18 protein-coding genes are annotated in these 20,265 nt (G+C 72.2%); 8 read left to right on the forward strand and 10 right to left on the reverse strand.

All coding sequences use genetic code 11. The features are described 5' to 3' along the window. Positions 1–16: 16 nt before the first annotated feature. Complete coding sequence (locus AB0H83_RS20450) at positions 17–1,687, forward strand: PrsW family glutamic-type intramembrane protease (RefSeq protein WP_360095895.1); 1,671 nt, start codon at positions 17–19, stop codon at positions 1,685–1,687. Here the strand turns inward: AB0H83_RS20450 and AB0H83_RS20455 are convergent. Further along, complete coding sequence (locus AB0H83_RS20455; RefSeq protein ID WP_360095968.1) at positions 1,678–1,998, reverse strand: co-chaperone GroES; 321 nt, start codon at positions 1,996–1,998, stop codon at positions 1,678–1,680. The genes AB0H83_RS20450 and AB0H83_RS20455 overlap by 10 nt on opposite strands. 149 nt (positions 1,999–2,147) lie before the next feature. Between AB0H83_RS20455 and AB0H83_RS20460 the strand changes: the two genes are divergently transcribed. Beyond that, the gene (locus AB0H83_RS20460) at positions 2,148–3,398 is read left to right on the forward strand and encodes an AI-2E family transporter (RefSeq protein WP_360095898.1); all 1,251 of its coding nucleotides are present in this window, start codon (positions 2,148–2,150) and stop codon (positions 3,396–3,398) included. 1,156 nt (positions 3,399–4,554) lie between these two features. Here the strand turns inward: AB0H83_RS20460 and AB0H83_RS20465 are convergent. Continuing rightward, entirely contained in the window at positions 4,555–6,540 is a 1,986-nt protein-coding gene (locus AB0H83_RS20465) for an ATP-dependent DNA helicase (RefSeq protein WP_360095971.1), read from the reverse strand. Positions 6,541–6,679: 139 nt separating this feature from the next. Here AB0H83_RS20465 and AB0H83_RS20470 point away from each other — a divergent pair, with 139 nt between their 5' ends. Continuing rightward, on the forward strand, positions 6,680–7,180 hold the full coding sequence (locus AB0H83_RS20470; RefSeq protein WP_360095901.1) for a DUF402 domain-containing protein: 501 nt from the start codon (positions 6,680–6,682) through the stop codon (positions 7,178–7,180). An 11-nt stretch (positions 7,181–7,191) separates the two neighbouring features. Here the strand turns inward: AB0H83_RS20470 and sigJ are convergent, their stop codons facing one another. Beyond that, a complete protein-coding gene (gene sigJ, locus AB0H83_RS20475; RefSeq protein WP_360095904.1) occupies positions 7,192–8,082 on the reverse strand; it encodes an RNA polymerase sigma factor SigJ in 891 nt (296 codons plus the stop codon). 53 nt (positions 8,083–8,135) lie between these two features. On the opposite strand from sigJ, the gene AB0H83_RS20480 reads away from it, so the two are divergent. The 3 genes from AB0H83_RS20480 to AB0H83_RS20490 all read left to right on the forward strand — a co-directional run bounded on the left by AB0H83_RS20480 (position 8,136) and on the right by AB0H83_RS20490 (position 10,880). After that, positions 8,136–9,122, forward strand: a complete 987-nt coding sequence (locus AB0H83_RS20480) for a hypothetical protein (protein ID WP_360095907.1) — start codon at positions 8,136–8,138, stop codon at positions 9,120–9,122. A gap of 113 nt (positions 9,123–9,235) precedes the next feature. After that, a complete protein-coding gene (locus AB0H83_RS20485; protein WP_360095910.1) occupies positions 9,236–9,862 on the forward strand; it encodes a DUF47 family protein in 627 nt (208 codons plus the stop codon). A gap of 1 nt (position 9,863) precedes the next feature. Beyond that, positions 9,864–10,880 carry an inorganic phosphate transporter gene (locus AB0H83_RS20490; RefSeq protein WP_360095974.1) on the forward strand — a complete coding sequence of 339 codons (1,017 nt, stop codon included), beginning with the start codon at positions 9,864–9,866 and terminating at the stop codon, positions 10,878–10,880. A 39-nt stretch (positions 10,881–10,919) separates the two neighbouring features. On the opposite strand, the gene AB0H83_RS20495 is transcribed toward AB0H83_RS20490, so the two are convergent. The 3 genes from AB0H83_RS20495 to AB0H83_RS20505 all read right to left on the reverse strand — a co-directional run bounded on the left by AB0H83_RS20495 (position 10,920) and on the right by AB0H83_RS20505 (position 14,711). Then, the gene (locus AB0H83_RS20495; RefSeq protein ID WP_360095913.1) at positions 10,920–12,935 is read right to left on the reverse strand and encodes a M91 family zinc metallopeptidase; all 2,016 of its coding nucleotides are present in this window, start codon (positions 12,933–12,935) and stop codon (positions 10,920–10,922) included. A 430-nt stretch (positions 12,936–13,365) separates the two neighbouring features. Further along, the gene (locus tag AB0H83_RS20500) at positions 13,366–13,692 is read right to left on the reverse strand and encodes a hypothetical protein (RefSeq protein ID WP_360095916.1); all 327 of its coding nucleotides are present in this window, start codon (positions 13,690–13,692) and stop codon (positions 13,366–13,368) included. A gap of 41 nt (positions 13,693–13,733) precedes the next feature. After that, positions 13,734–14,711: a Gfo/Idh/MocA family oxidoreductase gene (locus AB0H83_RS20505; protein ID WP_360095919.1), complete on the reverse strand. Its 978-nt coding sequence runs from the start codon at positions 14,709–14,711 to the stop codon at positions 13,734–13,736. A gap of 38 nt (positions 14,712–14,749) precedes the next feature. Here AB0H83_RS20505 and AB0H83_RS20510 point away from each other — a divergent pair, with 38 nt between their 5' ends. Beyond that, the gene (locus AB0H83_RS20510; RefSeq protein ID WP_360095922.1) at positions 14,750–15,172 is read left to right on the forward strand and encodes a hypothetical protein; all 423 of its coding nucleotides are present in this window, start codon (positions 14,750–14,752) and stop codon (positions 15,170–15,172) included. 9 nt (positions 15,173–15,181) lie between these two features. Further along, positions 15,182–15,943, forward strand: coding sequence for an NUDIX hydrolase (locus tag AB0H83_RS20515; RefSeq protein WP_360095925.1), 762 nt, complete (start codon positions 15,182–15,184; stop codon positions 15,941–15,943). 3 nt (positions 15,944–15,946) lie between these two features. Here AB0H83_RS20515 and pstB read toward each other — a convergent pair whose 3' ends face one another. The 4 genes from pstB to pstS all read right to left on the reverse strand — a co-directional run bounded on the left by pstB (position 15,947) and on the right by pstS (position 19,945). After that, on the reverse strand, positions 15,947–16,723 hold the full coding sequence (gene pstB / locus AB0H83_RS20520; protein WP_360095928.1) for a phosphate ABC transporter ATP-binding protein PstB: 777 nt from the start codon (positions 16,721–16,723) through the stop codon (positions 15,947–15,949). A gap of 20 nt (positions 16,724–16,743) precedes the next feature. Next, complete coding sequence (gene pstA, locus AB0H83_RS20525) at positions 16,744–17,826, reverse strand: phosphate ABC transporter permease PstA (RefSeq protein WP_360095931.1); 1,083 nt, start codon at positions 17,824–17,826, stop codon at positions 16,744–16,746. After that, on the reverse strand, positions 17,826–18,728 hold the full coding sequence (gene pstC / locus AB0H83_RS20530; protein WP_360095934.1) for a phosphate ABC transporter permease subunit PstC: 903 nt from the start codon (positions 18,726–18,728) through the stop codon (positions 17,826–17,828). The genes pstA and pstC overlap by 1 nt, the downstream gene beginning before the upstream one ends. 98 nt (positions 18,729–18,826) lie before the next feature. Further along, entirely contained in the window at positions 18,827–19,945 is a 1,119-nt protein-coding gene (gene pstS / locus AB0H83_RS20535; RefSeq protein ID WP_360095937.1) for a phosphate ABC transporter substrate-binding protein PstS, read from the reverse strand. Positions 19,946–20,265 lie beyond the last annotated feature (320 nt).

Below are 20,265 nucleotides of genomic sequence, written 5' to 3' on the forward strand. Positions count from 1 at the left end.
CGGATAAGGTTGCTCCATGACCGCACTCCCGCCGGATGGGACGCCGATGGATCCCGGCAACCCCGACGCCGTCCAGCCGCCGGCGTCCGTCCCGCCCGGGTCCGGCGGGCCGCCGCAGTCGGGCGCGGGTGCCCAGCAGCCGGGCGCGGGTGCCGTACCGTCGCCGCCGCCGGCAACGCGGTCACCCTGGGCGGGGCCGCTGGCCGGCTCGGCACCGGCGGACGGCCCGGTCGGGCTGGGCAAGCCGTCGGTGCAGGGCTGGGACACCGCCGCGGCCGACGTCGTGCCCAACGTGACGGAGGAATCGGCCCCCGACACCGGCGAGCAGCGCTACCCGACCGCGGCCCTCGCCCTGGCCGCCGCGCCGCCCGCCAAGCGCTCCGACCGCCGCCGCCTCTGGACGCTCATCGGCGTGATGGGCGGCATCGCGGCCTGCGGCGTGGCGCTGCTGGCGTTCTTCGGGTTCAGCGGCGGATGGACCGCCCTCGTGATCGGCGTCGCCGCGGCGGTCATCCCGGTGCCGGTGCTCGTCTCGTGCTTCCTGTGGCTCGACCGGTACGAGCCGGAGCCGATCAGATACCTGGTCTTCGTCTTCGGCTGGGGCGCCTGCGTGGCCACGGCCGTCGCGCTGGTGGTCAACACCGCCGGTGGGGTGCTCGCCGACCGGCTCGGCCTGTCGGAGTCGATCGTCGCGGTGCTGGTGGCGCCGTTCATCGAGGAGAGCATGAAGGCCCTCGGGCCGATCCTGCTGTTCTGGCGGCGGCCGCGCGCGTTCTCCGGCCTGATCGACGGCATCGTCTACTGCGGACTGTCCGCGACCGGCTTCGCGATGGTCGAGAACATCCTGTACCTCGGTTTCAAGGGCTACGCCGACACCGCCGAAGAGGCCGGGCCGGTCAACGGCGCGGTCGCGCTGGTCGCCATCTTCGTGGTGCGCATCCTGATGACCGGCTTCGCGCACCCGCTCTTCACGTCCATGACCGGCATCGGGCTCGGCATCGCGTCGCGCAGCTCGACCAAGGCGGTGCGCTGGCTCGCTCCGATCGCCGGGCTGCTGCTCGCGATGCTGCTGCACGGGTCGTGGAACCTCATGTCCGTCACCGCGTCCGCGAGCGCCTGGGTGCTGCTGTACGGCTACTTCGCCGTCATGATGCCGATCTTCCTGTGCATGGTCGGCTTCGCCCTGTGGCAGCGCTCCAACGAGGGCAAGCTCACCGAGCGGATGCTCACCGAGTACGCGCGGGCGGGCTGGTTCTCCCCGCCGGAGGTGGCCGCGCTGGGCACCCTCGGCCGGCGGCTGTCCGCCCGCCGCTGGGCCAAGCGGGTCGCCGGCGACCCGGGCGCCAAGGCGATGCGGGCGTTCCAGTTCGACGCGACGAAGCTCGCCCTGCTCCGCGACGGCCTGCACCGCGGCCTGGACAACACGCCGGACCGCCGCATGGAGGCGCTCGCCGAGGAGCGGCACCTGCTCAGCGCGCTCGCCGCGTACCGGCAGGTGTTCGTCGGCCGCGATCCGCAGGCGCCGCTCGCGGTGTGGGACGGCAGCCGCTACCACATCACCTTCCCGGACGGGATGGTCCGGGTGCTCGCCGCCCCGCCCACCCCGGTCGTGCCGGTGCCGGTCGTGGTGCCGCCGCCCCCGCCGCGCATGCCGATGTACGCCGGCTACCCGTACCCCTACAGATAGAGACCGGTCGAGTCCGGCTCCACCCGGCGGGCCGCGACGGCGTGCACGTCACGCTCGCGCAGCAGCACGTAGTCGCGGCCCTGCAGCTCCACCTCGGAGCGGTCCTCGGGGTCGAACAGCACCCTGTCGCCGGACACGATCGAGCGCACGTTGGGCCCGACCCCGACCGCCGTCGCCCACGACAGGCGCCGCCCGACCGACGCCGTGGCCGGGATGACGATGCCGGACGCGTGCCGGCGCTCGCCTTCGGCTCCCTCGAGCCGGACAAGGACCCGGTCGTGCAGCAACCGGATCGGCAGACCCTCGTCCATGTCGGACGCGGCGGGCTGGGCGGTGGCCGTCGGGTAACCGGCGGCTGGCTGGGCTGTCACGGTTGCGACGCTACCGCCTGGGTACGTGCCATCGCCGCGGGACCCGGACTACGGTGAAGACACCGCTGGCCATGTCGAAGGGGGTTCCCGTGGGCCGGTTCGATCAGGTGCGGGCCAACCTCCGCCGGGCGTACGAGCAACGCCTGGAGCAGGCCCGCCTCGACCGGGAGGCCGCCGCGATCACGCCGCCCGATCCGGAGGATCCCCCGGCGCCGCCGCCCCCGCTCGATCCCGGCCACCCGTCGACGATGAGCCGCGACGACGCCGAGATCCCGCGCGGCCTGCGCCTGACCGCCGCCTGGTCGTGGCGGCTGCTGGTGCTCGTCGCCGCGCTCGCCGTGCTGCTCTGGCTGGTCGGCCGGCTGCGCACCGTGCTCATCCCGCTGAGCATCGCGCTGCTGCTGTCCGCGCTGCTCGCGCCGATGATGGGGTTCCTGCGCCGCCGCGTGCGGCTGCCACCGTCCCTGGCCGCGTTCCTGGTGCTCATCACCGGCCTGGCCGCCGTCGCCGGCGTGCTCACCCTGGTCGTCACCGAGTTCGTCGACGGCTTCCCGGCCCTGGCCGACAAGGCCTCCGACGGCGTCAACCAGATCCAGGACTGGCTCACCACCGGCCCCCTGCACCTCAACGGCAGCCAGCTCGACGCCACCTTCGACGCCGCGACCAACTGGCTCAAGGACAACCGGGGCACCCTCACCGACAGCGCCGTCTCCACCGCCACCGCCACCATCGAGTTCTTCGCGCTGCTCCTGCTGGTGCTCTTCGTCACGTTCTTCTTCATGCGTGACGGCCACCGCATCTGGCACTTCCTCACCGGCGTCCTGCCCACCCCGGCCCGCGACCCGATCCGCCGCGCCGGGGAGGCCGCCTGGCACACCCTGGTCGCCTACGTCCGCGCCACGGTGCTGGTCGCCTTCATCGACGCCCTCGGCATCGGCCTGCTCCTGCTCATCATCGACGTCGACTTCTGGTTCCCCCTCGCCACCATGGTCTTCCTGGCCGCCTTCGTCCCCATCGTCGGCGCCACCGTCTCCGGTGCCGTCGCCGTCCTGGTCGCCCTCGTCGACGAAGGCCCCATCAGCGCCCTCGTCGTCCTCATCGGCGTCATCGCCGTCCAACAACTCGAGGGCCACGTCCTGCAACCCCTGATCATGGGCCGCGCCGTGTCGGTCCACCCGCTCGCCGTCATCGTGGCCATCTCCACCGGCGTGGTGCTCGCCGGCATCATCGGCGCCCTGGTCGCGGTGCCACTGGTCGCGGTCCTGAACACAGGCATCCGCCACCTCGTCCAGAGCCGCAACGACCCCCCACCCGACTCGGTCATCATCTCCGCAGACTGACCCCGGCCGGGGTTCGCCCTGTGCGGCTGGGGCTGGCGAATCGGACTCGTGCCCGACGCCGGTTCTGGCCGTCGGGGCGGCCACCCCTGTCCTTCGATCATCGACCGGGGCGGGGCCGCAGGACAGGCCGGTGGCACGCTTTGCCGGTTTTGTCGGCGGTTGCTGGTTGGGCTTGGGGGTGTGCTGGTGATCGATGGCTGGTTCTGGTCGTCGGGGTGGCCACCGCTGTCCTTTGATCATGGGTGGGTATGGCGTGGGTCGGGCAGGCTGAGGGGGTTGCTTGCCGGGTTGTCGGCGGTTGCTGGTTGGGCTCGGGGGGTGCGTTGGTGATCGATGGCTGGTTCTGGTCGTCGGGGTGGCCACCGCTGTCCTTCGATCATGGGTGGGTGCTGCCGAGGCACGCTCTCTGTTGCCGAGGCTGCTGATCGAAGTGCTGATCCGGCTGCCGTGGTGGCCAGATCGGCAGTTCGGTCAACGAAGAGCTGCTCGAATCGTGAGCCAGCCGGGGTCGGAGCACCGGAAGTCGAAGCGGGGGACGCAACTCGCCGGTCGCCCAGTGCATGCCGGTCACCTGCGGGTTTCCCACCATCGCCGCGCTGGGCCGTTTGCGGTGCAGCCCCTCGCGGTGCCGGCACGGCCCAGCCTCGCGTGTTCTCGACGGCGATGCGAGCACGCAGGCCGCACGCGTCGGTGGCGGCGGCTCCAGCCGCGAGGGGTCAGTGGGTGGCGGCATCCTGACCGGGAGCCAGCGGTGCCGGCGGTCGCCGGCTCGGAAAACCGCCAGCCCGAAGGCGCCGGCGTTCGAGGTGGCAGGCCTCCGCCCTGGCCGATGTCTGCCCTGGCCGATCTCCGCCCTGGCCGCTCTGCCCCATCCAGTGGTCGCCACGACGCCGGTGCCGACGTCGCCGACGTCTGCCCTGGCCGACGTCCGTCGTGGCTGGCGGCCGCCCCGGCTGGCGTCCAAGATGGCTGGTCTCCGTCGTGGCCGGCGTCCAAAGTGGCCGGCCTCCCGCCGTGACCGCCGGCCGTGACCGCCGGCCGTGACCGCCGGCCGTGACCGCCGGCCGTGACCGCCGGCCGTGACCGCCGGCCGTGACCGCCGGCCGTGACCGCCGGCCGTGACCGCCGGCCACGGCAGCAAGCCGAGGAGACCGAGCTACGAGGTCGACAAGCGCCGCAGCGCGCCGCGGACCAGGTCGGGCTTGGTGGTGTACCAGAACGGGGGCAGGGAGGCGCGCAAGTAAGGGCCGTAGCCGCGGGCGGTCTCCAGGCGGGAGTCCAGGACGGCCACGACGCCCTTGTCGGTGCGGGCTCGGATCAGGCGGCCCACGCCCTGGGCGAGACGGACTGCGGCGATCGGCACGCTGACGGCGGCGAAGCCCGAGCCGCCGGAGGCGTCGACGGCGGCGGAGCGGGCGGCGGCGAGGGGCTCGTCGGGGCGGGGGAAGGGGAGGCGGTCGATGATGACGAGCTGGCAGGCGTCGCCGGGGACGTCGACGCCCTGCCAGAGGGACATGACGCCGAGCAGGCAGCTGTTGCGGTCCTCGCGGAACTTGCGCACGAGGATGGGCAGGGACTCCTCGCCCTGCAGGAGGATCGTGATGCCCGGGGCGCGGGCGCGCAGGACCTCGGCGGCGCGCTCGGCGGCCTTGCGGGAGGAGAAGAGGCCCAGGGTGCGGCCGCCGAGAGACTGGACCAGCTCGACCATCTCGGTGGCCGCGGCGTCGGACAGGCCCGAGGTCTGCGGGCGGGGCAGGTGCGCGGCGACATAGAGGATGCCCTGCTTGGCATAGTCGAACGGGGACCCGACGTCCAGCGAGCTCCACGCCAGGTCGGCCTCGTCGCGGGCGGCCGAGGCGCGCACGACGGCCTCGCGGGCGGCCTCGGCGGGCGAGGCGCCGGTGGCGAGGGCCGGCGACGGGGTCGTGACGGGCAGGCCGAGAGAGCGGGCGACGGTGTCGAACTGGCCGCCGAGGGCCAGGGTCGCCGACGTGGCGACGACCGTGCGCTCGTGGAACAGGTGGCTGCTGAGGGTGCCGGCGACCGACAGGGGCGCGACGACCACCGCGCGGCGGCCCCGGTCGTCGCGCTCGATCCAGGTGACGTCGTGCTCAGAGCCGGACAGGATCCGTTGTGCGATCTTGGTGAGGTCGCCGACCATCGTCTTGGCCTGCTGCTTGCGGACCGGGTCGGCGTCGTCGGCCTTGACTTCGCCGATGGCGTCGAGGGCCTTGCGTCCGCCGCCGTCGAGCAGGGTGAGGGCCTCGCCGAGGACGGCGGGCAGCCCGCCGGTGAGCCGGCCGGTGGGGGCGTCGGCGAGCGCGACGGTGAGCGTGTCGCCGGCCTCCATGAGCCGGTCGGCGACGTCGTCGTCGACATAGGAGCGGCAGCGGCGGGCGGCCCGCTCCAGCAGCTCAGGGGTGAGCTCGGCCTGCGAGGCGGAGCTGACCCGGTCGGCGAGCTCGTGCGCCTCGTCGACGACGAGGAGCTTGTGCGGCGGGATGATCATGCGGCCGCTGAGCATGTCGACGGCGAGCAGGCTGTGGTTGGTGACCACGATGTCGGCCTCGCGGGCGCGGGCCCGCGAGGCCTCGGCGAAGCACTCGGCGCCATAGGGGCAACGGGCCGCGCCGACGCACTCGCGGGCGGGCATCGACACCAGCCTCCACGCCGAGTCGTCGACGCCGGGGTCGAGCTCGTCACGGTCGCCGGTGTCGGTCTCCATCGCCCAGTCGCGGAGGCGCTCGATGTGCTTGCCGAGCCGTCCGGCCTCGCCGAGCCATCGGGTGGGCTTGGCCGCGCCGACGTCGAACAGGGCGTCGTCGGGCTCCTCGGCGGACGTGCCCTCCAGGCGGGCCAGGCAGAGATAGTGGTGGCGGCCCTTGAGCACGGCGAACGTCGGGCGCCGCTTCAACAGCGGCTCCACCGCGTCGGCGAGCCGGGGCAGGTCGTGTTCGACGAGCTGCGACTGCAGGGCGAGTGTGGCGGTCGACACCACCACGGGCCCGTCGACCAGCAGCGACGGCACGAGATAGGCCAGCGACTTGCCGGTGCCGGTGCCGGCCTGCACGAGCAGGTGCTCCTCCTGCTCCACCGCGGTGGCGATCGCCTCGGCCATCCGCTGCTGCCCGGGCCGCTCCATGCCGCCGGGCACCGCCCCGACGGCGGTGGCAAGGAGGTCGGAGGTGCGCTGGGCGGGAAGCGTGGCAGTCACGCCAAGAAGCTACCGCCTCGGTACGACAGAAACCCGCCGACGACAACACGATCAGTACTGTGGGCACATGACACAGGTGCGGGTGGTCTACCGGAAGTTCGACGGATCGCTGCACTGGAACTACGAGACCAGGCTGCTCGGCGAGGACGACCACGGCATCTGGGTCGGCGCCGACAGCGGCACGGTCGTGCACCGCGGCCCGCTGCGCACCGGCCCGGTCGAGGCGCCGCACGTGCTGCTCTTCCCGCGGCAGGCCTGGTGGACGGCGTGTTTCAACGCCGCACCGCACCGCACCGAGATCTACTGCGACATCACGACCGTGCCGCACTGGATCGAGGAGACCGAGGTCACAATGATCGACCTGGATCTCGACGTCCGGCGCCGGCGCGCGGGCGCAATCGAGCTGCTCGACGAGGACGAGTTCGCCGCGCACCAGGTCAGGTACGCCTACCCGCCCGACGTGATTGCCGAGGCGCAGACCAGCGCCGAGTGGCTCTTCGGCGCGGTGACGCAGCGCACGGAGCCGTTCGGCCACCGCTACCTCGACTGGCTACAGCTCGTCCAGTAGGCCGATGACCGCTACAGCTCGTCCAGTAGGCCGATCTTCATCGGGTTGAGCTGGTTGTAGAGGCCGGTGACCAGCCCGTCGGGGCTGACCGCCAGGCTGCTGACCACGGTCTCGCCGGTGTCCGGCAGCCGCCCGACCAGCCCGAGGTCGCCGTTGACGAGCGCGGGGCGCATCACGTACCCCTGCCGCAGCGCCCTGCGGTAGAGGCCGAGCACGAAGCGCGCCACGGCGAGGGCCCCGACGACCGGGCGCCGCGCCGCGGGTGCGATGCCGCCGCCGTCGCCGAGCGCGACCACGTCTGGGGCGAGGATCTTGAGCAGCGCGTCGAGGTCGCCGCCGGCCGCGGCCGCGGTGAAGGCCGCGAGCACCTGCTCCTGCCTGGCCCGGTCCGTCGTGTGCCGACGTTCGCCGTCGGCCACCGCCCGGCGCGCCCGGGAGGCCAGCTGCCGTGCGTTCTCCGTGGTGGTACCGAGCGTCGCCGCGACCTCCGCGAACGGCACCGCGAACACGTCGTGCAGCACGAACGCGACCCGCTGCTCCGGGGTCAGCGCGTCCAGGACCAGCAGCAGCGCGGTGCTGACGCTGTCGCGGAACGACACCCGCTCGCCCGGGTCCACCTGTGCCGGGTCGGGCAGCCGCTCGACCAGCGGGGAGGGCAGCCACGGCCCGACGTACGACTCCCGGCGCACCTTTGCCGCGCGCAGGTGGTCGAGGCAGAGCCGCCCCGTGACAGTGGTCAGCCAGGCGCGCAGGTCGGCGACGTCGGAGGTGTCGGCCCCGGCGTAGCGCAGCCACGCCTCCTGCACGGCGTCCTCCGCGTCGGCGCGGCTGCCGAGCATGCGGTACGCCACACCGAACAGATGCCCGCGATGCACGCTGAACTCATCGCTCACAGCATCCATTCAAGCAGGGCGTTTCCCACCCGGGTGATATGTACGTTGCATACCATTTGTGGATGAGCAACGGTCTGGCCACAGTCGCCAGCGGGCTGGTTGGACTCGCGGCGATGGGCGCACTGGCCGCGGCGAGGGCGCGGCGCGGCCGGCCGTACCTCGCCGACGGCCTCCTCGTCGCGGTCGACGGCCCGGCCGACCCGGTCCTCACCGCCGTGCGCGCCGGCTTCGCCGGTGTCGAGGTCGCCGTGCGCCTCGACGGCGACACCAGGCCGCCCGTCCTGCGGCTGGACTGTCCGATGCCCGACGGTGAGCCGGCGCCGACGTTCGAGGCGGCCGTCCTGGAGCCCCTGGCCGCCCTGGTCGCGGCCAGCCCTCTCGCGCGGGTCCATCCCCGCCGGGCCGAGCCGTTCCTGCTGCTCGTGCACGCCGACCCCGGCCCGCGGGCCGGCCGGCCCCCGCACCAGCGCGGCGGCCCGCCGCCGCAGCCGGCGCGCCCCGAGTACGAGGCCCTCCATCACCTGCTGCGCCCTCGGGCCGAGTTGTTCACCACGTTCATCGGCGGCCGGGTCGTGCCCGGCGCGATCACCGTCGTGCTGACCGGGCCGTACTGGTCCCGCGCGGACCTGCTCGGCGCGTACGAGCGGTACGTGTTCCTGGAGGGCAGCTTCGCCGACCTGGCGCCCGGCGGCCTGCCGGTCACCGTCGCGCCGCTGGTCACCGAGGCGCTCGGGGCCCGGCTCGGCTGGGACCCGCGGGAGGAGTGGGACGAGTTCCCCGCCGAGGCCCGGCACATCCTGCGGTCGCTGGTCGGCGCCGCGCACGCCGGCGGGCGGCGGATTCGGTTCGTCGACGTCCCGGAGCACCCGCGCGGGGCGCGGACGGCGTTCTGGCGGGAGCTGCGCGCCGCCCAGGCCGACCTGCTCGCCAGCCGCCACCGCCGCGCCCTGGCCCGTTTTCTGCGCAAACCGGTCAACCGCGAGCGCAAGCATCGGGCGGAGCCGCGCCGGGTGGCCGTACCAGATGAACAACAGCTGAACGACAGATGAACTGCACATGGGTTGTGGACTGCGGTTCTGCCGAGCTCAGCAGCGGGATCTAGCATTCCCGCCGAGGACCAACCGGTTACTCGCGGATTTCGTTCACGTCTCGAGGTCAGGCTGTGCGTTTGAGGCTGCGTCCCAGCGACGATTCGTTCTACGACTTCTTCACCCGTGCGGCGGGCAACCTCGTCAAGGGCACCGAACTGCTCTCCGAGCTGGCGCTGCCGGGTGTCGACGTGCAGACCGTCAGCGAGCGACTGGTCGAGGTCGAGCACGACAGCGACGCCATCACGCACGAGCTGTACAAGAAGATCAACTCCAGCTTCATCACGCCGTTCGACCGGGAGGACATCTACCGGCTCGGCTCGCTGCTCGACGACGTGATGGACCACCTCGAGGCGGTCGGCAGCCTGCTGTACCTGTACGGCCTGACCAAGCTGCCGTCGCTGCCCCGTGAGCTGCACGAGATCGTCAAGGTCCTCGATCAGCAGGCGCGCCTCACCGCCGACGCGATGCCGCGGCTGAAGACCATGAAGAACCTCGAGGAGTACTGGGTCGAGTGCAACCGCCTGGAGAACGAGGGCGACAACGCGTACCGCATGCTGCTCGTGCGGCTCTTCTCCGGTGAGTACGACGCGCTCACCGTGCTCAAGATGAAGGAGGTCGTCGACGAGCTCGAGGCCGCCTGCGACGCCTTCGAGCACGTGGCCAACACGGTCGAGACCATCGTCGTCAAGGAGTCGTGACATCAGCGCGCAGCTCGTCGCCGTGCTGGCCGTCATCCTCGTGGCGCTGGTGTTCGACTACACCAACGGCTTCCACGACGCGGCCAACGCGATCGCGACCTCCGTGTCCACCCGGGCGCTCAGCCCGCGTACCGGCCTGATCATGGCCGCGCTCGGCAACTTCGTCGGCGCGCACCTCGGCGGCGCCGTGGCCAAGACCGTCGGCAGCGGCATCATCAGCCCGCCGGCCGGCATGAGCGGCCTCGGCATCGTGTTCGCCGGCGTCGTCGGCGCCATCTCGTGGAACCTCATCACCTGGTACTTCGGGATCCCGTCCTCCTCGTCGCACGCCCTGGTCGGCGGCCTGGTCGGGGCCTCCCTGGGCGCCATGCTCTTCGACGTCGAGGGCGCCACCGTGCTCTGGGCGGGCATCGTCGAGAAGGTCGTCATCCCGATGGTGGCCTCGCCGTTGGTCGGCTTCACGCTCGGCGGGCTCATGATGATCGCCATCATGTGGATCTTCCGCCGGGGCAACCCGCGCAAGCTCAACAAGGGCTTCCGCTACGCGCAGACGGTCTCCGCCGCGGCGATGTCGGTCGGCCACGGCATGCAGGACGCCGCCAAGACCATGGGCATCGTGGTCCTCGCCCTGTACGCCGGCGGCTACCAGGACAACACCAGCCACATCCCCGAGTGGGTGTTCTGGACCTCCTCGACGATGCTGGCGCTGGGCACGTACTCCGGCGGCTGGCGGATCATCCGCACGCTGGGCCGCAAGGTCATCGACCTGGACCCGCCGCAGGGCTTCGCCGCCGAGACCGTCGCCTCGGGTGTGCTGTTCACCACGTCGTGGCTCGGCCTGCCGATTTCGACCACGCACTCGATCACCTCGGCGATCATGGGCGTCGGCGCCACCAAGCGGATCTCCGCGGTGCGCTGGAGCGTGGCCGGCAACATCCTGGTCGCCTGGGTGCTCACCTTCCCGGCCGCCGGGGCGATCGCCGTCATCGCGTATCTGATCGCCCGCCCGCTGTTCTGATCCGTCCGGTGCGGCGCCGCCTCGGGTGCCGCACCGGCGTCACGGGTTGCCGTACGTGTCGCGGTGCGGCAGGTGCATCTCCGCCCGCAGGCCGTTCTCGGTGAGCTCGACCGGGTGCCGCGGATCGATCCGGTTGGCGGTCGCGGGGTTCCCGTCGTCGTCGATCGGCAGCCCGGTCGCCTGCCGCTCGAAGTTGGCCACCGGGTCGCCGTAGCCGTTCACGTCGCGTCCGCTGGCGCCGTTGTACGGCCGCTCGTCGGTGGTGCCGTGGGTGAAGTCGTACACGTGCGCCAGCTCGTGGAACAGGGTCACCACCGGCGGCCGGCCCTCCAGCACGCCACCCCACGCCGGGTTGTAGCGCACCGTGGGCCGCGGCCCGGCCACCGCGTGACCGTTGTCGCCCGCCTCCGGCTGGATGACGACCGTCGTGGCGGTCGCCTGCAGCGCGGCGAGCATCTGCCGGCCGTCGGGGGAGGCGCTGAGCAGGTCCAGGTCGGCCTGGACGCGCTCGACGAACTCGGCGTCGCCCTCGATGCGCACGAAGCCGCCCAGCTCGCCCGCCGCCGGCACCGCCACCAGCCCCTCGACCCCCGCCGCGGTGTCCTCGCCCTGCCCGTACAGCGTGTCGACGCCCTCACCGCCGCGCACCACGTCGGCGCCGGCCCCGGAGTACAGCACGTCGCCGCCGGCCCCGCCGATCAGCACGTCGTCGCCGCGACCGCCGGACAGCACGTCCTGACCGGCGCCCCCGTCGAGGGTGTCCTCGCCGGTGCCGCCCTCCAGGTAGTCCTCGCCCGCGCCGCCGGCCAGGGTGTCCCGGCCGGACAGGCCGTACAGCACGTCGCCGCCCTCGCCGCCGTCCAGGTGGTCGTCGCCCGTGCCGCCGTCGAGGTAGTCGGCCGAGTCCCCGCCGAACAGCGTGTCGTCGCCGCCGTTGCCGGTCAGCCGGTCCTCGCCGTCGCCGCCGTCGACGGTGTCGTTGCCGCCGCCGGCGCTGATCACGTCCGCACCGTCGCCGCCGAACAGCAGGTCCGCGCCCTCACCGCCGTCGGCCCGCTCGGCACCGGCGCTGCCCCACAGCCGGTCGTCGCCGTCGCCGAGCTCCGCGGTCTCGGCCGTGACCTGGGCACCGCCGCGCCACGGCCCGAGGCTCACCAGGTCGTTGCCGGCACCGGCGCGTACCGTGTCCGCTCCCGCACCGGCGATCAGCGTGTCGCCGCCGGCGCCGCCTTCGAGGGTGTCGTCGCCCGCGCCACCGAGCACGGTGACCGCCCCGGCGCCCTCCACGCGGACGGTGTCGTCTCCGGCACCGGCCCGCACCACCAGCCGGGCACCGGCCGGTACGCACACCGGCACCCCACCGACCAGCACGAGCCGGCTGCCGTCCGCCTCGGTGCGCACCGTCACCACGTCGCTGCCGCCCCCGGCGTTGACCACGACGCTGCCCGCCATGATCACGTCGACCCCGCCGGCGGGTTCGGCGGCGGCCAGCCAGCCTTCCGCGCGCCCCGCCGCGACCTCGCCCCAGCCCGTCGCGATCACCGTCCACTGTGGCCGCCCGGCGCGCAGCGCCGCGTCGTGGACCAGCAGCGCCTGCACGATCTCGGCCCGGATCGCCCCCGCGTCGGCCACGGCCCGCTGGACCGCGCCGGCCTGGCCCTGATCCACCGGGCTGAACGTGACGCCGTCGCCGCCCCGCCGGTGCGGCACCAGCCCAGCGATCCCGCGCCAGCCGTCGTCGAGCAGATTCTGCCCCCGCCGCAGCAGCGCGGCCATCGCCTCGAACCGCCCGGCGACCTCCGCCGCCTGCCGGGCCACAGTGTCCAGGTCCTTGCCGAGCCTGCCCCGGTGCCACTGGTAGCTGTCGGCCGCGTCCCCGGCCCACCCGGCCCCGGTCACCGGCCGGGCCGCCACGTCCAGCATCGCCAGCGCTGCGGCCGCGTCCCGGCCCGTTGCCCGCCACACCCCGGCGGCCGCGTCGAGCAGGTCGGGCCGGGCGTCGAGCCGCCACAGGTCGTCGACCGTGATCGTGTCAACCACCATCGCCACCGTCACGCCGCCACCTCCACCGTGGTCATGAGCCACCCGCCATGCCCGTCCTGTGATCCGCCGTGCCGGTCGTGCGACCCGCCGTGCCGCGCGCCGGTCGTGCCGCCTGCCTGGTCGTGCCACGGACCGGTGGCGCCGCCCGGGTGGCGCCGGTGGCCGGTCCAGCCAGCGATGGCGCGGTGACGTGCGCGGTGCTGCGGGATGGGCGCGCCGTCCGCTCGGTTGCGCCGCGTGCCGGGCGCGCCGCCTGGGTTGCGTCGCTGGCTGGTCTGGCCGGCGGCCAACGAGGTCCGCTCGCCCAGCGGCGGCATCCGGCCATCGCGGGCGCTGCGGCGCAGGTCTGTCGCGCCGGGTCTTCCGCCGTGCTGGGAGGCCGTCGCGGTACCCAGCTGCCGCAGCGTCGCGGCGGCAGCGCATCTGCCGCGCTGCGCCGGGGTCATGTCGAGGCTCCGCGGGAGCCACCCATGCGCTGGTCGGCGTGGCGGTCGGCGGCGTGGTACGCGAACGCCGTGCGCAGCAGCCGGTCGGCGTCGCCCTCCAGGACCGCGACCAAGTCCGTGATCGCGGTCTGGGCGTCGGACAGGACGTAGGTGCAGGTGCCGTGGAGGGCCGCGGCGCCGCCGAGGGTGCCGAAGGCCGACGCGGGTAGTGGCAGGTGCCGGTAGCCGCCGCGGAACTGGTCGCCGAGGCGCTCGGCCGCGGCGAGGCTGGCGTCCGCCAGATCGCTCAGCGCTGCGGGATCGGCCCGGATCTCCTTCGCCATATCGCGCAGGGTAGCCAAGCGGGAACGATCAGGTGGTCCCGTCAGCCGGAGTAGTCAAGACCGACTTTTACCCGTACAACATCCAGAACGGTCAAAATGTCCAGCGTCTCGGTGAGCGGGACCAGTGGGCTCTCGGTGAGGCCCTCGCGCAGGCATCGGTGCACCTCGGCGGCCTCGAAGTGGTAGCCGGCGCCCTCGAACGGCAGGTCGACGGTCTCGGCCCGGTCGCCGTGCCAGATGGTGAAGCCCTGCGGGTGGAAGAAGTCGCGCGGCACCTCGATGCGGCCCTCGGTGCCGGTGATCGTCGCCCGGCGCGAGCTGTCGCCGACCAGCGAGCAGGTCAGCGCCGCGACCGCGCCGGAGTCGTAGCCGAGCAGGATGCCGGTGTTCTGGTCGATGCCGCCGTCGCTGATCCACGCCCACGCCTGCACGCTGGACGGGGCGCCGAGGAACAGGTGCGCGAACGTCACCGGGTAGATCCCGACGTCATACAGCCCGCCGCCGCCGAGGTTGCGCGACCACAGCCGGTGCGCCTCGTCGAACGGCACCTGCATGCCGAAGTCGGCGTGCACCGCGGTCGGCGCGCCGATCGCGCCCTCGGCGACGAGCTCGATCATCCGGCGCACCGCCGGGATGCACCGGGTCCACATCGCCTCCATGAGGAAGACGCCGCTGCTGCGGGCGGTCTCCACCAGGACCTCCGAGGACGCCACGTCGAGCGTGAACGGCTTCTCCGTCAGCGTCGCCTTGCCCGCGGCCAGCGACAGCATGGTGGCGTCGAAGTGCGCGGTGTGCGGCGTCGCCACGTAGATCGCGTCGACCTCGGGGTCGTCGACCAGCGCCTGCCACGAGCCGTGCGCCCGCGGGATGCCGTGCCTGGCCGCGAACCGCTCGGCGCTCTCGGTGGTGCGCGAGCCGACGGCGGTCACCGTGGCGTCCGGCAGCAGGCGCAGGTCTTCGACGAACGTGCTCGCGATGCTGCCGGTGGACAGGATGCCCCAGCGAATGCGGTCGGCCATGCGTTCAATCTAGTGCCCGGCGGGGTACCCCCAGCGGTGTGGGAGCAGATGAACAACACCGCAGGCCGGACGGGGTTTCCGAGGCCACCGTCGAGGCGCTGGGCAAGCTGAGCGAGGCGCTGGAGACCGTCGAGCGGGCCCGCGGGCGCCTCTACGACATGCACCAGCTCATCGGCCACGCCGACCTGATGCTGGACGATGCGGTCCAGCTCTTCCGCGACGCGGGCCACGCCAAGCTCGCCGAGCGCATCGAGACCGAGCTGGTCGGCCGCAACGTGCTCGCCGGGCGCTGGACGTTCCAGATCGTCGAGGACTTCGACGACAACTACTACGGCCTGTTCAAGCAGCTGGACCGCGACGCCCGCGACGAACTTGTCCAGGGCCGCCGGCACCTCTACGAGGCCGACATGAAGGAGCGCCGCCGCACCCACGGCCGGCCCGGCCACGAAGCCAGGCCCTAATCTAGGCAGATGGTCGAGTTCCGTCTGCCGCCCGGTCTGGCCGAGCAGGCCCGTCAGTTCGCCGCGGCAGGTGGTGTACCGGTGGCGCCCCGCCTCGCCAGCACCGTGGTGCTCATGCGCCCGCCGTTCGAGGTGTACCTGCTGCGCAGGGTGCCCACGATGGCGTTCGCCGCGTCGATGTACGTCTTTCCCGGCGGGGGCGTCGACCCGCGGGACGCCGCCGTGCAGCCCGGCTGGGCGGGGCCGACACCGGCGCAGTGGGCGCAGCGGCTGCGGCTGGAGGAGTCGGTGGCGCGCTCGGTTGTCTGCGCGGCGGTCCGGGAGGTGTTCGAGGAGTCCGGGGTCCTGCTGGCCGGCGCCGACGTGGGCACCGTCGTCGGCGACGTGAGCGGGTCCGACTGGGAGCGGGCCAGGCTGGCGCTGATCGCCCGGGAGATCGGCTTCGCCGAGTTCCTCACCGACAACGGGCTCGTGCTGCGCTCGGACCTGCTGGAGGCCTGGTCCCGCTGGATCACGCCGGAGTTCGAGCCGCGGCGCTTCGACACGTACTTCTTCCTCGCGGTGCTGCCGGAGGGGCAGGTCACCAGGGACGTCGGGGGAGAGGCCGACGACACGGTCTGGTGCGCGCCGGCCGAGGCCGCGGACGGCCGCTTCACGATGCTGCCGCCGACCATGCACACGCTCAGGGAGCTGGCGGCGGCGGGCAGCATCGAGGCGGCCCTGGCGGCGGCGCCGGACCGGGACCCCGCCGACGCCATCCGCCCTGTGTGAAGCTCAGCCGAAGCGGCCGGTGATGTAGTCCTCGGTCTTCTTCACCGACGGGTTGGTGAAGATCTTCGCGGTGTCGTCGTACTCGATGAGCCGGCCGGGGTCGCCCGTCTTCTCGATCGAGAAGAACCCGGTGCGGTCCGACACGCGCGCCGCCTGCTGCATGTTGTGCGTGACGATCACGATCGTGTACTGGTTCTTCAGCTCGGTGATCAGGTCCTCGATCGCGAGCGTGGAGATCGGGTCGAGCGCCGAGCAGGGCTCGTCCATCAGCACGACCTGCGGCTCGACCGCGATGGCGCGGGCGATGCACAGCCGCTGCTGCTGACCGCCGGACAGGCCGGCACCGGGGCGGCCGAGCCGGTCCTTGACCTCGTTCCACAGGTTGGCGCTGCGCAGCGCCTTCTCCGCGACCTCTTCCAGCACCGACTTCTTGCGCACGCCGTTGAGGCGCAGCCCGGCCACGACATTGTCGAAGATCGACATGGTCGGGAACGGGTTGGGCCGCTGGAAGACCATGCCGATCATCCGGCGCACGGCGGTGACGTCGACGTCGCGGTCGTAGATGTTCTGCCCGTCGATGAGGAGCTGCCCCTCGATCCGGGCGTTGGGCAGGACCTCGTGCATCCGGTTGATGGACCGCAGGAACGTCGACTTGCCGCAGCCGGACGGGCCGATGAGCGCCGTCACGGACTTCGGCTCGATGGTCATCGAGACGCCGTCGATCGCCTTGAAGGATCCGTAGTACGAGGTGACACCGTGGGCTTCGATGCGCTTTGCCATGTGAGGCGCTCCAGTGAGGTTCATCGGGCGAGCTTGTTTCGGCGGGCCAGGAGCTTCGCCGCGACGGTCAGGACCAGGACGAGGACGACCAGCGTGAGCGCCGCCGTCCAGGCGCGGCCGGGGGCGAACTCCGAGGCAAGGCCGGCCTGCTCGAACACGAACAGCGACAGCGACGACTGGTTGCCGCTGAACACGTTGAAGTTGATCGAGCTGAGACCGCCGGCGACCAGCAGGACCGGCGCGGTCTCGCCGGCGGCCCGGGCGACCGCCAGCATGACGCCGGTGACGATGCCGGGGCCGGCGGTCGGCAGCACGATGCTGACGATCGTCTTCCACTTCGGCACGCCGAGCGCGTACGCGCCCTCGCGCAGCGCGCTGGGCACCAGCCGCAGCATCTCCTCGGTCGAGCGCACCACCGTCGGCAGCATCAGGACGCTGAGCGACAGCGCCGCGGCGAAGCCGGAGTAGCGGGCCTGGCCGTCGTTGAACAGCGGGGTGACCGTGAAGACCCAGAACGACAGGATGAACAGGCCCGACACGATCGACGGGATGCCGGTCATGACGTCGACGAAGAAGCGGATCGCGTTGGCCAGGAAGCCGCGGCCGTACTCGACGATGTAGATCGCGCCGAGGATGCCCAGCGGCACCGTGATCAGCGTGGCGATGCCGGCCTGCTCGAGCGTGCCGACGATCGCGTGGTACGCGCCGCCGTTGCTGTCGAACGCGCCGATGTTGTTCATCGACGTGCCGAAGAAGTTGCCGTCCAGGCGGGCGCTGCCCTTGCTGACCAGCGTCCAGGCGACCGACAGCAGCGGCGCCAGGGCGAGCAGGAACGCGCCGTAGATCAGCGTGGTGGCCATCCGGTTGCGGGCCGAGCGGCTGCCCTCCACGACCGTCGCCGCGATGCCGAGGAACACCACGAACAGCACGGCCGCCACGACGCCGGTGAGCACCGCGCCGCCCCAGGACGTCAGGTACACCAGGACGAACGACACCACGAGCGCCGCCGCGGCGACCGCCCACGGCGTCCACGGCGGCAGCGACCTGGCCCGCAGCTGCTGGGCGTGCTGCAGGCCCACCCGCTCCTTGGTTTGCACGCTCATCATGCGCTCCCGACGAACTCGCGGCGCCGGTACACGATCGCGCGAGCGGCCATGTTGACGACCAGGGTGATGGCGAACAGGACCAGACCGGAGGCGATCAGCGCGCTGCGGCCGAACTCGTCGGCCTCGCCGAACCGGTTGGCGATGTTGGAGGCGATGGTGATGCCGCCGGGCCCGAGCAGGTCGAAGTTGACGGCGAAGACGCTGCCGAGGGTGAGCGCCAGGGCGATCGTCTCGCCGAGCGCGCGGCCCAGGCCGAGCATGACCGAGGCGATGATGCCCGCCTTGCCGTAGGGGAGCACGGCGGTGCGGATCATCTCCCACTTGGTGGAGCCGAGCGCCAGCGCGGCCTCCTGGTTCTCCCGCGGGGTCTGCAGGAACACCTCGCGCGACAGCGACGTCACGATCGGCAGGATCATGATCGCCAGCACGATCGAGCCGAGCAGGACCGACTTGCCGTACGGGCCCTCGCTGCCGAAGATCGGCAGCCAGCCGGCGGTGTCGTGCAGCCACTTCGACAGGTCGGTGACCGGCTCGTAGAAGTAGTCGCGGCCCCAGAGGCCGAACACGACGCTCGGGACCGCGGCGAGCAGGTCGACGATGAAGCTCAGCGCGGTCGCCACCCGCCGGTGCGCGTAGTGCGACAGGCACAGCGCGATGCCCAGCGCCACCGGCACCGCCATGAGCAGGGCCAGCGCGGCGGTGAGGACCGTGCCGAACGCCGTGGCCGCGATGCCGAACTTCGGCGTGTCGCCGTCGGTGAACCACGCCTTGTACGTGAAGAAGTTCTCGGTGTCGTCCCGGAAGGCGGGGATGGCCTTCACGACGAGGAAGACGGCGATGGCGGCGATGATGATGAGCACCATCGAGCCGGCGAACGTCGCGGTGCCGCGGAAGAGCATGTCGGCGCCGAGTCGGCGGCGCCTCGGAAGACCGCCACCTCCGCCGGGCGAACCGGCGGAGGTGGCAGGCAGAGTCTGCTGGCTCAAGGAGCGTCCTGTCAGGCCAGGTTCTTGATGGAGGCGGCAACCTTGGTCTGGACCGACTCGGGCAGCGGGGCGTAGCCCAGCTTGTCGAGGACGGCCTGGCCCTCGGCGCTCGCGGTGTACCCGAGGAAGCCCTTGACCAGCGCGAGCTTGTCGGCCGCGGTGCCCTTGCTGCAGACGATCTCGTAGGTCACCAGGACGATCGGGTACGCCCCGGCCTCCTTGGTGGTGTAGTCGATCGAGAGCTTCAGGTCGTCGCCGGTACCGGTGATCTTGGCGCCCGCGATCGTCTTGCCGGCCGCGGTGCCGGTCAGCGCGGTGAACTCACCGGCGCCGTTGTAGATCTTGGCGGTGCCGAGCGAGTTGGCCTTGGCGAACGACCACTCGACGTAACCGATCGAGCCGGCCGCCTTCTTGACCGCCGCCGCGACGCCGTCGGAGCCCTTCTCGGCCTGGCCGCCGGTGGCCTTCCAGACCTTGTCCTTGCCGAAGGTCCAGGCGCCGGCCGCGGCCTTGTCCAGGTAGCCGGTGAAGTTCTCGGTCGTGCCCGAGGAGTCCGAGCGGTGCACGGCGAGGATCGGGGAGGAGGGCAGCGTCGCGCTCGGGTTGTCACCCTTGATCGCGGCGTCGTCCCACTTGGTGATCGAGCCGGCGAAGATCTTGGCCAGGGTCTCCGGCTTGAGCTGGAGGTCCTTGACGCCGTCGAGGTTGTATGCGATCGCGATCGGGCCCGTGACCATCGGCAGGTTGAGCGCCGGGCTGCCGCCGCAGCGCGCGGTGGCCTTGGTGGTCTCGTCGCCGTCCTTGAGGGCGGAGTCGGAGCCGGCGAAGTCAGCCGTGCCACCCGAGAAGGCGGTGATACCCGCACCGGAGCCGGTGCTCTGGTAGTCGATCTTGGCGTCCGCGCACTTCTGCTGGTACGTCTTGATCCATTCGTCCATCGCGTTCTTCTGCGCGGACGAGCCCTGGGCCGTCAGCGAGCCCTTGGCGCAGGTGATGGTGGAGGCCGGGGCGCTGCCACCGTTGCTGCCCGTCGTGCTGGGGGTCTCGTTGTTGTCCGAGCCGCACGCGGTGAGCGCCAGCGTCGCGGTGAGCGCGATGCCGGCCATGATGCCGTGCCGCTTGAAGTTCACTGCGGTCCCTTCGTCGGGGTGCTTGCCGACGGGGGGTCGTCGACTGACAGGGACGCTAAGAGCGCTAGGTAACCGGCCCTCCGGGGACGGGTGAACGCAGGGTGAACAGGTCCTGGGGGACGGATGACGCCTGGTCGGAGGCCAGTTTGCCAATGGGTGAACTGCCCACCGGAGATGTACGGTGCCCGTTTTGCCCCACGCGCCGCGCGTGGGTGCTGCGCTTCCTCGCCGGACGGGCGCCGATCCGGTCGCGGCCGCGACCGGATCGGCCGCGCCCCCCCACACCACCAAACACCGTGACGATGGGAAAGCCAGGGCAC

Origin of the sequence: Dactylosporangium sp. NPDC050688 (assembly GCF_040654515.1) — a bacterium.
Classification (GTDB): Bacteria; Actinomycetota; Actinomycetes; order Mycobacteriales; family Micromonosporaceae; genus Dactylosporangium.

Coding starts and splice junctions, on each gene's coding strand:
- AB0H83_RS20450 (WP_360095895.1), top strand. CDS start 17: ATGACCGCACTCCCGCCGGATGGGACGCCGATGGATCCCGGCAACCCC.
- AB0H83_RS20455 (WP_360095968.1), bottom strand. CDS start 1,998: ATGGACGAGGGTCTGCCGATCCGGTTGCTGCACGACCGGGTCCTTGTC.
- AB0H83_RS20465 (WP_360095971.1), bottom strand. CDS start 6,540: ATGGAGCGGCCCGGGCAGCAGCGGATGGCCGAGGCGATCGCCACCGCG.
- AB0H83_RS20470 (WP_360095901.1), top strand. CDS start 6,680: ATGACACAGGTGCGGGTGGTCTACCGGAAGTTCGACGGATCGCTGCAC.
- sigJ (WP_360095904.1), bottom strand. CDS start 8,082: ATGGATGCTGTGAGCGATGAGTTCAGCGTGCATCGCGGGCATCTGTTC.
- AB0H83_RS20480 (WP_360095907.1), top strand. CDS start 8,136: ATGAGCAACGGTCTGGCCACAGTCGCCAGCGGGCTGGTTGGACTCGCG.
- AB0H83_RS20500 (WP_360095916.1), bottom strand. CDS start 13,692: ATGGCGAAGGAGATCCGGGCCGATCCCGCAGCGCTGAGCGATCTGGCG.
- AB0H83_RS20505 (WP_360095919.1), bottom strand. CDS start 14,711: ATGGCCGACCGCATTCGCTGGGGCATCCTGTCCACCGGCAGCATCGCG.
- AB0H83_RS20515 (WP_360095925.1), top strand. CDS start 15,182: ATGGTCGAGTTCCGTCTGCCGCCCGGTCTGGCCGAGCAGGCCCGTCAG.
- pstB (WP_360095928.1), bottom strand. CDS start 16,723: ATGGCAAAGCGCATCGAAGCCCACGGTGTCACCTCGTACTACGGATCC.
- pstA (WP_360095931.1), bottom strand. CDS start 17,826: ATGAGCGTGCAAACCAAGGAGCGGGTGGGCCTGCAGCACGCCCAGCAG.
- pstC (WP_360095934.1), bottom strand. CDS start 18,728: ATGCTCTTCCGCGGCACCGCGACGTTCGCCGGCTCGATGGTGCTCATC.